7 protein-coding genes are annotated in these 14,176 nt (G+C 68.1%); 2 read left to right on the top strand and 5 right to left on the bottom strand.

The features are described from left to right. The first annotated feature begins 36 nt into the window (after positions 1-36). Positions 37-2,457: a penicillin-binding protein 1A gene (locus ACO6VK_RS00405; protein ID WP_422504933.1), complete on the top strand. Its 2,421-nt coding sequence runs from the start codon at positions 37-39 to the stop codon at positions 2,455-2,457. Between the two features lie 113 nt (positions 2,458-2,570). Continuing rightward, entirely contained in the window at positions 2,571-3,218 is a 648-nt protein-coding gene (locus ACO6VK_RS00400; protein ID WP_422504932.1) for a hypothetical protein, read from the top strand. Between the two features lie 107 nt (positions 3,219-3,325). Here the strand turns inward: ACO6VK_RS00400 and ACO6VK_RS00395 are convergent, their stop codons facing one another. The 5 genes from ACO6VK_RS00395 to ACO6VK_RS00375 are packed head-to-tail and all read right to left on the bottom strand — an operon-like array spanning position 3,326 to position 13,687. Next, the gene (locus ACO6VK_RS00395) at positions 3,326-8,452 is read right to left on the bottom strand and encodes an ESPR-type extended signal peptide-containing protein (RefSeq protein WP_422504931.1); all 5,127 of its coding nucleotides are present in this window, start codon (positions 8,450-8,452) and stop codon (positions 3,326-3,328) included. Positions 8,453-8,509: 57 nt separating this feature from the next. Beyond that, on the bottom strand, positions 8,510-9,217 hold the full coding sequence (locus ACO6VK_RS00390; RefSeq protein ID WP_422504930.1) for a fimbria/pilus periplasmic chaperone: 708 nt from the start codon (positions 9,215-9,217) through the stop codon (positions 8,510-8,512). A gap of 23 nt (positions 9,218-9,240) precedes the next feature. Then, positions 9,241-10,368 carry a CfaE/CblD family pilus tip adhesin gene (locus ACO6VK_RS00385; protein ID WP_422504929.1) on the bottom strand — a complete coding sequence of 376 codons (1,128 nt, stop codon included), beginning with the start codon at positions 10,366-10,368 and terminating at the stop codon, positions 9,241-9,243. After that, on the bottom strand, positions 10,365-13,109 hold the full coding sequence (locus ACO6VK_RS00380) for a TcfC E-set like domain-containing protein (RefSeq protein ID WP_422504928.1): 2,745 nt from the start codon (positions 13,107-13,109) through the stop codon (positions 10,365-10,367). The genes ACO6VK_RS00385 and ACO6VK_RS00380 overlap by 4 nt, the downstream gene beginning before the upstream one ends. A gap of 59 nt (positions 13,110-13,168) precedes the next feature. After that, positions 13,169-13,687 (bottom strand): CS1 type fimbrial major subunit, encoded by a 519-nt coding sequence (locus tag ACO6VK_RS00375; protein ID WP_422504927.1) that lies wholly within the window; start codon positions 13,685-13,687, stop codon positions 13,169-13,171. Positions 13,688-14,176: the final 489 nt, after the last annotated feature.

The following is a 14,176-nucleotide window of genomic DNA, read 5'->3' as shown; positions in this document are numbered from 1 at the left end:
CTGCGACCACGAAATTCGCAATCGGAATCTGTCCTGATGACACGCTTACGCCGTTGGCTGCGCTGGATGCTGGTGGCGTTCCTGGTCCTGGCATTGATTGGCGCGGCGGTTGCCGGCGGCCTCTACTACGCCGTGTCCTCCAAGCTCCCCGACGTGCAGACCCTGCGCGACATCGAGCTCCAGGAACCCATGTATGTGTATGCCAGCGATGGCAAACTGATGGCCGTGTTCGGCGAGACCCGCCGCAGCCCCGTCGAGATGAAGGACGTCCCGCTGCGGTTGAAGCAGGCCTTCCTGGCCACCGAGGACGCCCGCTTCTACGAGCATGGCGGCGTGGACTACAAAGGCATCGCCCGCGCGGTGTGGCTGCTGGCCACCACCAACGACAAGCGCGTGCCCGGCGGGTCCACCATCACCCAGCAGGTCGCCCGCCAGTTCTTCCTGAGCTCGGAGTACAGCTACACCCGCAAGATCTCGGAGATCCTGCTGGCGCGCAAGATCGAGCAGGAGCTGAGCAAGGACGAGATCTTCGAGCTCTACCTGAACAAGAGTTTCTTCGGCAACCGTGCCTACGGCGTGGCCGCGGCCGCCGAGTTCTATTACGGCAAGAAGCTGGGCGAACTTGAGCTGGATGAAATGGCCTCGCTGGCCGGCATCCCCAAGTTCCCCTCCAGCGGCAACCCGTTGAGCAACCCCGAGCGCGCCCGTGAGCGCCGCGACTATTACGTGCTGCAGCGCATGGCTACCCTGGGCTTCATCACCCAGGCCGAGGCCGACGCCGCCAAGGCGGTGCCGATGCACGCCAGCGCGCACGAGCCGCCGGTGCAGGTCGAGGCGCCCTATGTCGCCGAACTGGTGCGCCAGGAAATGATCGCCCGGTTCGGTGGCGACGCGGTCAACAAGGGCTACCACGTCACCACCACCATCAATTCGGACCTGCAGACCGCCGCCAACATCTCGGTGCGCGACGGGCTGTTCGCCTACGACCACCGCCACGGCTGGCGTGCGCCGGAGAAGCAGGTCGAGCTCGGTGCCGGCGACGATGCCGCCGCCCTGGCCGAACACGTGCGCAAGATCCCGGTGCAGTCGGTGCTGCTGCCGGCCATCGTGGCCAGCACGGCCGCCGATGGCAGCGCCACCGTGGTGCTGGCCAACCGCCGCGAGATCGTGCTGCCGGCCTCGGCCGCCAAGTGGACCGGCAAGACCCCGGCCAAGCTGGTCCAGCGCGGCGACATCGTCCGCGTGCGCCCCGGCGCAAAGGAAGGGGAATGGCTGCTGGACCAGGTCCCGCGCGGCCAGTCCGCGCTGGTCTCGCTGGATGCCGAAAACGGGGCCCTGAAGGCGCTGGTCGGCGGCTTCAGCTTCTCGGGAAACAGCTTCAACCGCGCCACCCAGGCACGTCGCCAGCCCGGGTCCAGCTTCAAGCCCTTCATCTATGCCGCTGCGTTCGACAAGGGCTTCAACCCCGCCTCGATCGTGCTCGACGCCCCGGTCGTGTTCCGCGACCGCCGCGGCAAGACCTGGTCGCCGCAGAACGACGGCGGCGGCTTCCGTGGCCCGATGCGCCTGCGCGAAGCGCTGGTGCAGTCGCGCAACCTGGTCTCGGTGCGCCTGCTCGACGGCATGGGCGTGGACTACGCGCGCAAGTACATCAGCGAGTTCGGCTTTGCCGAAGCCGAGCTGCCGCCGAACCTGTCGATGTCGCTGGGTACCGCCTCGCTGACCCCGCTGTCGGTGGCGCGCGGCTATGCCGTGTTCGCCAACGGCGGCTCGCGCGTGGACACCTGGCTGATCGACCAGGTCACCGACCGCGACGGCAACGTGGTGTTCAAGGAAAACCCGGCCCTGGCCTGCCGCGACTGCGCCGGCACCAGTGGTGGTGCGCCGGCCAGCCAGGTCGTGGACGGCTTCAACTTCGGCGCCGCGCCGGCCCCGAACGCCGCCCCGGCCAAGCCGCAGCAGGCCGTGGCCGAGGCACCGCGCCCGGCCAACCCGGACGCCAAGGTCGCCCCGCGCGCCATCGATGCACGCACCGCCTACCAGCTGGTCTCGATGATGCGCGACGTGGTCCAGCGCGGCACCGGCACGGCGGCCAAGGTGCTCGGCCGCGAGGATGTCGGCGGCAAGACCGGGTCCACCAACGATCACCGCGATGCGTGGTTCTCCGGCTTCGGCGGTCCGTATGCCACTACCGTGTGGGTGGGCCGCGACGACTTCCGCTCGCTGGGCTACCGCGAGTACGGTGGCCGCGCCGCCCTGCCGATCTGGATCGAATACATGCGCGCCGCACTGAAGGACACCCCGATCGCGCAGAACGAGCCGCCGTCCGGCATGGTCCAGGCCACGCTCAACGGTGCCACCGAGTGGGTCAAGGTCGAGGACATGGACAAGATCGAGGAATACAGCTTCGACACCCATGCACCGCAGGCCGACGACGCCGCGTTCGACATCTTCTGATCCACCGCGATGCCCGGGGCCGCCGCAGGCCCCGGGATTCCCTGCTGCCGCTGCCTACTCCGTTGTCACATCGCGGGTGTACAGTCGCGTGCAGGTCGCCCAGGAGCACGGTCATGCATCGAGCCCGTCAGCATGCAGCCACCCAGACCCGCGAGCGCCGCCACCGGCTTGCCCATGAAGCCGCCCGCCTGATGGCCGAGGGCGGCATCCGCGACTACCACCAGGCCAAGCTCAAGGCCGCCGCACGGCTGGACATCCACGACGACGCGTCGTTGCCACGCAACGCCGAGATCGAGGATGCGCTGCGCGAGTACCAGCGCCTGTTCGCCGGCGCCGACCACGGCACCCAGCTGCGCCAGCGACGCGAAGCCGCGTTGCGCGCGATGGACTTCCTGCACGCCTTCGCGCCGCGTCTGTGTGGCCCGGTGCTGGACGGCACCGCCGACACCAACAGCCCCGTGCAGGTGCAGGTGCACAGCGACGATACCGACGCGGTGCAGCGCTTTCTGGAGGAACACGGCATCCCGGCCGAATCGCGCACGCGACGGCTGCGGCTGGACCGCGAGCGCAACCTCGACGTGCCGGTGTGGGTGTTCAGCGCCGAAGACCTGACCTTCGACATCGCGGTGCTGCCCTACGACGCGTTGCGGCAGCCGCCGCTGTCGGCCATCGACGAGAAGCCGATGCGCCGCGCCTCGCAGGCCCAGCTGCGCGATCTGCTCAGCCAGGACGAGATCGACGGTTACCTCGGCGGCGCCTGAGCGCCCGCCGAGACCGGTGACGCGGAAACGAAAACGCCCCGTGCGGCGAACCGCACGGGGCGTTGATCAACCGGGGCGGCCAGACGGCGCCGCCCCTGCCGCAGGACTTACCAGCCCACGCCGAAGCCGACGCCCAGCGTGCGTTCGCCGCTGTTGGTGAACGCGCCGTTGAGGCTGAAGGTGGCCGAGCCGCGCTCGTTGAGCACGCGCTGGTAGCCCACGGCCAGCGCCGACTCGCCTTCGGCATGGCCCACACCCGCACCGAGGCGGTTGTAGGTGTTCAGGCCGGCGGTGTTCATCGCCATCGCCGCCTGCGCGCTGCCCATCGCGGCCATCCGGTTCAGGCGCTTGTCCATGCGGTCCAGCTTGCGGTCCACGCCGGCCATCGCCTGGTCGGTATACGCATTGGCCTGGTTGACCGCCTCGTCCACCGCACGCGAGTCCACCGGCGGCGGCGGATCATCGGCCTTCGGGCCCGGCGTGGGCGCGTCGGCCGAGGCCACGGCCGGCGCGTCCTTGGCCGGTGTCTCCGGTACCTGCGCATCGGCAGGTGCCTCGCCGGTTGCGGTGTCGTCCACCGACGCCTGCCGGTTGTCGGCCGCCGTCGGCCCGTCGATCTGCGACTGCAGGCCATCGATGCGGCCGTTGATCTGCTCCTGCACCGCATGCAGCTGCCCACCGTTGACCGCATCACGGCTGCCCGGCGCGATCATGCCGTTGGCCACGTTGCCGAGCACCATGCCGTACTCGCCACCCAGGCGCAGTTGGCCGGCGCCATCGTCACGCGTGCCGGTGTCGTCGAACAGGCGATTGAAGCGCGCGTCGATGCTGGCCAGATCGCGGCGATTGTCGATGACCGCGCCATCGAGCGACTTCAGCGCATCGCCGACCGTTGCCAGACGCTGGCCCTGGACATGGAACTCCGGCGCGATGATGTTGCCGTTGGCATCCATCGCCATGTTGCCACCGAGCGCGGCGAAGGCGCTGCGGAGCTGGGATACGGTGGTGAGGTCGCTTGCGTCCCGGCCATTGGCGGCATTGGTGACGCGACGCTTGAGGTTCACATGGCCAAGCGACACCTGATTGGCACCGTCTGCGAGCGATCCATACCCCAACGCGACACTGTTGTCAGCACCAGGCAGGACCTGACTTGAACCGCCAAGCGCAACGCCATTGCTAACGTGCACCTGGGACCGCGCGCCCAATGCAAACCCATTTTCGGCGCCCTCGTGTACCAACGCGGCACGGCCCAGCGATACAGAGTTCTTGGCCCTTGCCTGCGCGAAACTGCCGATTGCAGTAGCGCCCTCAGCCAAGGCGTACGTATCACTTCCCATCGCAGTGGCGAGCAGACCTGCCTGAGCAGGCAGGCTGAGCTCATCGTACCCAACCACGACATACCGGTTGTTTTCCTCCAACCCGGAAATCCGCTCATTGGTCACAAACAACTGACCGCCGGTCACCGCTTCGCGGCTTCCTGCGAAGCTGATGTCGCCGTCCCCCACATTGACCAGACGGGCGCCGCCAAAATCGACCGCACTGCGGTCGGCGTCGAAGCGGACGGCGGTGGCATCGGCTGACGCACGGGCCTGGTCCAGCGCGTGCAGGCGTTCGCCCACCGCGTCGAGGCCGTGCTGCGTGCCGGTCACCTCGGCATCCAGCGCGCCCAACGCATCACCGACCGTGCCGTGCGCCATGCCCTGCACGCTGTACGACGGCGCGATCACGCTGCCGTCGGCCGCAAAGCCGGCGCCGCCGCCGAGCGCGTTGACCACGCCAGCGAGCTGGTTGACGGTGGTGAGGTCGTGTGCCTGGATGCCATTGGCTGCATTGGTGACGCGACGCTTGAGACTCGAATGTCCGATAGAGACCTCATTGACCCCGGAGGCAAGGGAATCGTGCCCCAACGCCACACTGTTTGTAGCCCCCGGGCGCACCTGACTACCTCCGCCAAGGGCAACACCATTGCGGACGTGAACCTGGGAGCGCGCGCCCAATGCAAAGCCATCTTCAGCGCCTTCGTGTACCAACGCGGCTCGGCCCAAAGAAACAGAGTTTTTACCCCGTGCCTGGGCAAAACTACCAATCGCGGTCGCTCCTTCCCCCATCGCCTTGGTGTCACTGCCCACCGCCGTGGCCAGAATACCGGCTTGGGCGGCCGCACTGTATTCGTCGTATCCCACGACAACATACTTGCTGCCCTCCTCCAGCACCGACACCCGCGCATTGGTCTCGAACAACTGCCCGCCAGTGACCGCCTCACGGCTGCCGGCAGCGATCTCACCGTCGCCGACGGCCACCAGACGCCCATCCTTGAGATTCACGTTGCCGTCCGCATCGAACGTCACCACATCGCCAAGATCGGGCGCGTAGTTGTCGAAGTCTGTCCGCAGCGCGTCCAGATCGGTCCGGGTGGCAGCGATCTGCACGCCGTGCTCGGCCACCTGCGTATTGGTGACAAACAGCTGCCCGCCCGTGACGGCCTCACGGCTGCCCGCACTCAGGTCGCCCTCGGCAAGCGCGACCATACGCCCGCCATCGAGACTCACATTGCCCTCCTCGTCAAAGCGCACGACACCGCTGAGATCCGGGTCGAAGTCGGCAAAGTCGCTGCGCAGGCTGTCGATATCCTCGCGGTTGCGGGTGATCTGTGCATTGCTGGCGAACAGCTGGCGGCCGCTGACGGCCTCGTCGCTGGTGGCGTTCAGCAGGCCCTCCGCCACGCCACGGATCCGGCGAGCCTGGTTGTTCTGGTTGCGCGCATCCAGCATGCCGCCGCTGTTGCCGGCTCCCAGTCGGACATCGCCATTGACGGCGGTTTGGCTGAGCAGGCCGCCCAGCAGATTGGCCTTGGACTGTGCGTCGTTGGCCGTGGTCTGTGCGCTGTTGGCGACGGTGTGCGCGGTATTGGCCAGCGTGGTTGCCGCCGTCACATTCTGGTTGGTGGTGTTGAGCTGGCGCCCGCTCACCGCGTCGGCACTGCTGGCACTCACCACGCCATCGGCCACGCCGCTGATGCGGCGGTTGGCGTTGGCCTGGTTACGCACGTCCAGCGTGGTGCCGGTGTTCTGTGCGCCCAGGCGCACGTCGCCACCCGCTGTGGTCTGGCCCACCAGACCCGTCAGCGCGGTCGCGGTGGCGGTCACCGCCGTGACGTTCTGGTTGGTCGCGTGCAGCTGGCGGCCGCTGACGGCATCGGTGCTGCCGGTGCCAAGCGCCGCATCGGCGACGCCGGTCACCCGACGACTCGCGTTTGACTGGTTGCGCATGTCCACCGCAGCGCCGGTGTTGCTGGCGCCCACGCGGACGTCACCATTGCCGGCGCTCTGGCTTAGCAGCCCCCCGAGTACGTTGGCCTTGGTCTGTGCGTCGTTGGCGATGCTGTGCGCGGTGTTGGCCAGGGTGGTCGCCGCGCTCACATTCTGATTGGTGGCATGCAGTTGCCGGCCGGTGACCGCCTCGCTGCTGGTGTTGCTCAACGTACCGTCGCCCACGTTGACGATGCGGCGCTTGAGGCTCGCATTGCCCACCGAGACTTGATTGTCAGCCTGGGTGGTCGAACCTGCGCCCAGTGCCACGGCACCTGCATGGTCTGCCGTGGCCTGCGCGCCCAGTGCCACCGCTTTGCCGCGTCCACCGGTGATGGCGCCGTGGCCGATCGCCACTCCCTCGGCGTAGCCACCGGAGTGGGCCCCGGTACCAATCACGACGGCATGGTACGCATTACCGTTGGCCAGCCCGCCCCCATCGCCGATCACGATGGCGCCCTTGGCCGGCGCACTGGCCTTGCGACCGATTGCCACGGCGCCATCGCCAGCAGCGAGCGCCTCAGCCCCGAACGCCAGGGAAGGCGCCGACAGGCGCGCCGCAAGCGTGTCGGCCTGGGCTTTGGCGGCATTGGCCGTGGTGGTGACACCGGCCACATTCTGGTTGGTGGCGTGCAGCTGCCTGCCGGTTACTGCTTCGGTACTGCTGGTGCTCAGCGCACCATCGGCCAGCCCGGTGATGCGCCGGTTGGCGTTGGACTGGTTGCGTACATCCAGCGTGGTACCGGTGTTGCTGCCGCCCAGGCGGACGTTGCCGTTGGCCGCGGTCTGGCTGATCAGGCCGCTGGCCGCTGTGGCCTTGGCCAGTGCATCGTTGGCGGTGGTGCGCGCGCCGTTGGCCGTGTTGGTGGCACTGGTCACGTTCTGGTTGGTGGCGTGCAGCTGTTTGCCGGTCACCGCCTCGGTGCTGGTCGTGCTCAATGCGGCGTCGGCCACGTTGACGATCTTGCGCTTGGTGGTGGCGTTGCCCACCGACACCTGGTTGGTGGCGGTGGTCACCGAGCCGGCGCCCAGCGCAACCGCGTTGCCGTGGCTGGCATTGGCCTGGGCACCCAGCGCAACCGCTTTGCCGGAGCCGTCGGTGACCGCGCTCTGGCCGATGGCGATGCCGGCATCGTAGCCGCCGGAACGCGCGCCACTGCCGATGACGATGGCGTGGCTCGCATTGGCATTGGCCAGCGTGCCGCCGTCGCCGATCACGATCGCGCCCCTGGCCGGTGCCTTGGCGTTGTTGCCCAGTGCGAGTGACGTGCTCCCCGACGCCTGCGCCCCTGCACCGAGTGCCGTGGCATGGGAGCCTTCCGCGCGGGCGCTGGAGCCGATGGCGATGGCACTGTTGCCGCTCGCACCGACGTAGCTGTTCATGCCGAGGGCCACCGCACCGGTGCCGCCCTGTGCGTCGGACCGTGCATTCCTGCCAATGGCCGTACCGCCGCTGCCGGCACTGGTGGCGGCATCGATGCCGATCGCCACCCCGCCGGCATTGGCCTTGGCGTTGGCGCCGATGCCGACGCCGTCGAAGGCAGTGGTCGACCCCACGCCGATGGCCACGCCGCGGGTGCTGTTGACGGACGAGCCACCGCCGATCAGCACGTTCTGACTGTTGATGCCCGCCGCACGTGCGCCAACGGCTGTCGCAGCGGGTGCATCGGCCGGCAGCGGATCGCGATCCTGCCCGGCGTCGTCGAACGCTGCGGCATCGGTAGCGCCTGCCACCGCCGTCTCCAGCGCTGCGCCAGGGTCGGGTACCGCCTCGCTGGCCAGCGCCGGGCCCGCCAGCACCGCGCACAGGGCTGCGCCCAGCACGCGTGTGGCCGAGGCCGGCTTGCCACGCGAGCGGGTGTGCTCGCTGGCCACCGACCAGCAGCGCAGCGTGGTGTTCCAGATCAAACGGTAGATACGGTTCATCAAAGACTCCGTGGTTGGGAAAAGGGGTACAGGCGGCACGGCGCGTTGCCGCGGCGCTCAAGGCAGCAGGGTCTGGCGGTGGTCGCGGTAGCCGGCATGGCTGAGCCGGTAATCGATCTCCACGCGCCCACCGGGGCGCGGCACGAACGGCAACACCAGTGCCGCGCCGGGGTAGAGGCTGCGTTTGACCTCGTGGGGCGTGCAGGCGCCATTGGCATCGCAGTCCTGGACGTGATTGACGCCCAGGCGCAAGGTGCCGCGGTTGACCAGCCGGCTGCCCTCCAGCTGCATCTCCACGCGACCGTCGCTGGGCAACACGTTGACCAGCACGCCCCACACCAGGCTGACGCCGAGCGTGGCATTGGTGCCCTGCACGGCCACGCCGGGCTCGCGGTCGTCGGGGCCCGGCACACCCTCGAAGTACACGCGGAACGCGGTTTCCACCTCGACCGGCTGCAGCGGAATGATCCGCACCAGACGGCTGCCGCCGCCGGCCAGGCCGAACTTGCCGGGCGTTACCGCCATCACCGTGGCGCCGCCGATGGCTTCGTCGATTTCCTGCTCATCTTCGGTCGCCGGATGCAGGATGCGTTTCACCGTGGCCTGCACGTACTGCGGCTGCGGCGATTGCGAATGCACGCGCACGGTGGCGGTCTTGCCGGCTTCGGCATGCACGCGCATCGGGTGGACGTTGAGGTTGGCCAGCGCCGGGGTGGCGGGCAACAGGGCGAGCAGAAGCACGCCGGCAAGGCAGGTCTTGGTCATCGGACGGGGTTCCAGTCGGAGGGTCACAGGCGGGTGGTGGGCAGACGCATCTCGAGCGTGAGCCGGCCCTCGTAGTAGCCTTCGCGCTTGTCGGCGGCGGGTACCCGGGGCGTGTCGAGGGTCAGCGGGGTGGGCACGCAGTACACCCACTGGTTCATGTCGGGCAGCATCACCAGGCGCAGTTCGGCGGTGTCGATACCGCGCAGCAGCACTTCATCGTTGTTGCGCAGGGCGATGCGCTGCCCGTTGTGGGCAAGCGTGAGCTGGTAGTCGACGCGATCATGCGGGTCACGGCCGCCATCGCGGTGCCAGACCGAGTACTGCGTGTCCGGCCGGCCGGGGGCGGCCGGGCCCATGTCGCGTGCGGTGATGGCCAGGTATTCGCTCTGCGAACCCATGCCGTCGTACAGGCACATGTCCAGCACCGTGGTGCCGCCGATGGTGGCCGGATACGGCACCGGGCGATAGTCGAGCTGGAGGCCGACCAACGGGGGGGCCAGACCGAACTCGGGCAGGTAGATCATGGTGCGGTCGCGGTCGGTGATGGTCAGGTCGAACTTGAAGACGTGCGTGGCGATCACGGGGCCGTTCGGATCGATGCGAAGGTTCAGATGGAGTTCTGCCAGCCAGCGGCCGGCCACAAGGTTCTGCACATCCTCTTGTTGCACGCCAAGAGCCGCTGCAGTGCCGCTAGGCGGCACCAGACATTCGGCGTGGAAAGATGTCCAAAGCGGGTACTCTCGCTGGTCCCAGAAGTCGACACTGCAGAATCGCTCCCACTCCGCCCTTTCCAACCAGCCGGTAACGTTGATATCGATGCGCTGACCGCTTCGTTGTTCGCGGAACTCAAGCGGGAACAAGCTTCTAGACGGAGATTCTCCCGTATCGTGCGTAGGACACCGTCCCAGCGCAGGATCCTCTGTGCAGGTCAGATGGATCTTTCCGTAGTTCAACCCCACTTCGCCGTAGCCCAGTACCGTGCGCCGCGACCAGAGCTCCAGCGCTTCCGGCGCGGAGCGGTCGAACGTGCGCGTTACCTCCGTGGTGATGACGCCGGTGGCCGGCGTGGTCAGCGGTGGACGCTGCGCATGCACCTCCGCGCTGATGAACACGCTCCACAACAACACGCATGCAACCAGCCACATCTTCATCGCACTTCTCCCATCGTTTCGCTTTGGCGTCGCGCCGCCACCGGGGTGAGTTCGTTCAACAACCGCTGCACCCGTGCCTGGTGCCGTATCGGCGCCGGCAGGCGCTCCAGCGCCAGCGGTTCGCACTGCACGTCGCCGACCAGCAGCACCACGCTGCGGCGGTCGCGCACGGTCAGCGGGCACTGCAGCAGGCGCTCGGCCTGCAGCAGGTAGAGCACCGGTTCGCGCTGCGGGAACTCGGCGATGAAGCCGCCATCGCTGCCCAGCGACGGCACCGGCGCATTGAGGATGCGGGCGCCATCCAGCGGTGCGCCGGCAAGGTCGCGCGCATTGCCGATGAAGGTGTAGGTCACTTCCAGTGCAATCGGCAGGGCAATCACCTTGCCCGGTGACAGGAACGCATGCTGCGCTGCGCCCAGCCGCGCGACGCGCACGGCAACCTCGCTGTCGTGGGCACTTAGGTCCTGTACGTCCACGCGATGGCGCTGGTAGCCGCCCAGCGGCAGCAGGCGGCGCTCGCCGAAGCCGAGCGTCTGACGGCGGTTGTTGCCGGCACGGACCTCCGCAGCCGCGCCGCGCAGATCCAGGTCCTGCGCATCGCCCACGCTGACCGCCACGCCGGCGTCGGCACCATACGCGCCGCCCCAGAACAGGCCCTGGGCGGACAGCGCCACACCGGAGGAATGGTTGACGCTGTAGGACATCTCGCCGCCGCCGGGTTGCCGGTAGTACGACACGGCGGCGCCGGTCTGCCCCATCGCGTTGTCGAGGCGTGCGCTGACCAGCGCGTTGTAGCGGTCCTGATTGCGTCCGCTCAGTTCGCCGCTCAGCTCGCGGGCATCGTCGTCATGCTCCTGGCGCAGCGACTGCGACAGGCTCAGCCGGTTGTCCGTCTCGCCGTGTTGCGGCCGCCGCATGTCCAGCGCCACGCGCTGCTGCAGACTGCCATTCTCGATCCGCCGCAGCCGCGCCACGGTCAGGTTCAGATACACACCTCGATCGCGGTAGGCGCCAAGGCCGTTGCCGGTATCGTTGTCCTGCTGCCACACGCCCAGGCGGCTGCCCAGGGTCAGGCCGCGCCACTGCCGGGTGTGGCTGTAGCTGGCCTGTACGCTGCGCGCCGTCTGCGCCGGGCGCAGCGTGGGCACGGACGGCGGCAGCAGCCCGGGCGGCAGACCGTTCCAGGCCTCGTCGCTGCCGTCGGGCAGCGTCCACTCCGGGGAGTGGCTGCGGCGCCGCGTGTGGCCCAGGTACAGGCTGCCGCCAAACAACGGCACCGACACCGAGGCGCTGAGCGAATCGGTGCAGCCGAACCGATCACGCTGCAGCGGGGTACTCGCGCCGCACGCACCGCCGCGCACGCGCTGGCGGTAGAGATTCCACGAGGCGATGTGGCGATAGCTCAGCTGCTGCTGTATGCCGTGACTTCCGTCGCCACCGCTGATCGCACTGACCATCGCCTGCAGATCGTGATCGCCCAGCCGCTGGCGGCCTTCCAGGCGCAGTTCGCCGTAGCCGGTATCCGCCACGCGGGCGACGCCGAGGGTCATGCCGTAATTGCGCGCGAACGGCACGCGCAGCCCCGCCTGCAGCGCGGTATCGAAGGCCGTGGCGTCGCGCTCGCGCGCGCTGTGCGCACGCCGCCGCCCGCCCTGTACGAACCACTGCACGCTGCGGTCGGACCAGTCGCCACCGCGGCTGAACGGCGCATCTTCGCTGCGTACGAAACGCCCGTCTTCGTAGATGCGCAGGGTGACGGTGTAGGTGCCGGCGGGAAAACGGCGGGTATCCAGGTCGTTGACGCCGGCCTGCAGATAGAAGGTCTGCAGCAGGCGGTCGCCGTCGAACGCATCCACGCGCGCGTCGCGACCGAGCAGCACGGTGAGTGGCGTGGACGCGATACTGGCGTCGGCATCCACATAGGCCTGCGTGGTGCCCACGCGCAGCCCTTCGAAACGGTCCAGCGGCAGCATGCCGAAGCTGAAGGTGCCGCCCTGCTGGCTGGACAGATTGCGCCGGTCCATGCGCCCCAGCTGCAGGTAATGACGCTGCGCCAGGTCGTGGCGGTAGTAGAGATCGTCCAGGTGGAAGCGGTCATGCGTCGCGGCGCCCTGGCGCGCCTGGCGGCTGTAGTTCCAGCTGCCGCCGATATGTCCGTTGCGCAGCACGCCAAGCGCGCCGCTGCCCTGCATGTTCAGCGCCTGATAGCCGTCGCCACCGCTGACGTTGATGGTCTGCTGGTGCAGCAGTGCGTTCTTCGCCTGCTCACTGACCCGGTGGAACGGCGACGGCGCGGCCGTCTGCTGCGGCAGCCACTGGCGTGCCGGGAACAGCATCAGCACGCCCTCGCCTTCGTCGAAAATGGCGTGCACCTGCGCGGGGTCACCGGGGCTGTCGATCCAGCCGCAGCCCGGATTGGGCTGGCCGTACGGGCAGGCCAGGTGGCTGTTGCGTGGCAACGGCGCCGCCAGCGCGGCGCGCAGCGCATCCTGCGCATCGGCCGGCAGGCCCAGTGCATCGAGCACCTGCACCGGCTGGTCCAGCTGCACGGTATCCAGCGTGATCCACGCCGACCACAGGCCGGCCGAGCGCCCGAACAGGCGCACCTCGACGCGCTCGGCCTGGCCGGTCGCGAGATCTTCGAAACCGGCTGGCACCGGCCGCGCCTGGACGGCCGGTACGGTCAACGTCAGGGCGAGCGCGATCGCCAGCCGGGTAAGGGCGGGGGCAGGTATCAACATGAGGGGAGGTACAACCGATAGCCGGCCGGCCCGCGCACGGGCCGGCACGGTAGGAGGAATTACAGGGTGCCGGCGCTCTGGGCGACGACGAGTGCGACGGTGCCGCTGTACAGACCGGCGTGGCTGATTTCACCGGAGGTCTTCTGCTGCACGCGCAGCGGCATGGCGATCGAAGCACCCGGAATCGCGCTCTCGAACAGATCGGCAGCAGCGAATTCGATGGCGGTGGTATCCAGCGGACGGCCGTTGAGGCTCACGGCCAGGTCGACATTCTGGGCACCGGGGGCCGCCAGATCAGGACGCAGTACCGCGTCGGCGGCCAGACGCACGGTGACGTCCTTCTCGACGTCGTTGGTGAAGATGCGCACATCTTCGCTCCACGGGGCCAGGCCGGCACCACCGGCGCGGTACACCAGCTGCACCGCATCCGGCAGGGCGGTGCCATCGGCCTTGAGCAGGGACAGGGTCGGGTCGACGTTGGCCCACACGGTGATGTTGGCTTCCACTGCAGCGTTTGCCGACAGCGAGGCGCCGACGAGTGCCACGGCAAGCGCGGCCTTCTTGAAGATATGCGACATGTGTTTCTCTCTCTGATTATTTAAGGAGCCTCCGTAGTGGAAGCACTGCCGTACGAACGGGGTGTACCAGCAGCGCGGTCACGTTAGTCAATGAAATGTGATTTGGACATGCAACGATTCTTAAAATGCATCAATAACAGGTACATCTGCGACATCGCGCACGCGACGTACGAATCACGCCGATTCCTACGTGGGTTTTCACCACGGCGTCGTCATGCGCGCCTATCATTCCTGCGAAAAAAAGCCTGTTTTTCCAGACTGTCGAACACGACATCGCGCAGGCTCCATGGCCCCACCTGCGCAGACGGAATCGGCCACGACCTGCGCGCCGGATATTATCTGGCGCAACCCACGGAGATAATGCCGGGACCGACGCGACCCGTTGCGACGCGAATGCACGTCGACACCGGACATCCGCTGGACGGACCGTGAGACGCCAGTGGTCTCGACACATGGGTCGCGATGCACAAAAAAAAACGCCTCCTTGCG

This window comes from Stenotrophomonas sp. GZD-301, from assembly GCF_049310345.1.
GTDB lineage: Bacteria > Pseudomonadota > Gammaproteobacteria > Xanthomonadales > Xanthomonadaceae > Stenotrophomonas.
This window is presented reverse-complemented; position numbering and strand designations above follow the sequence as displayed.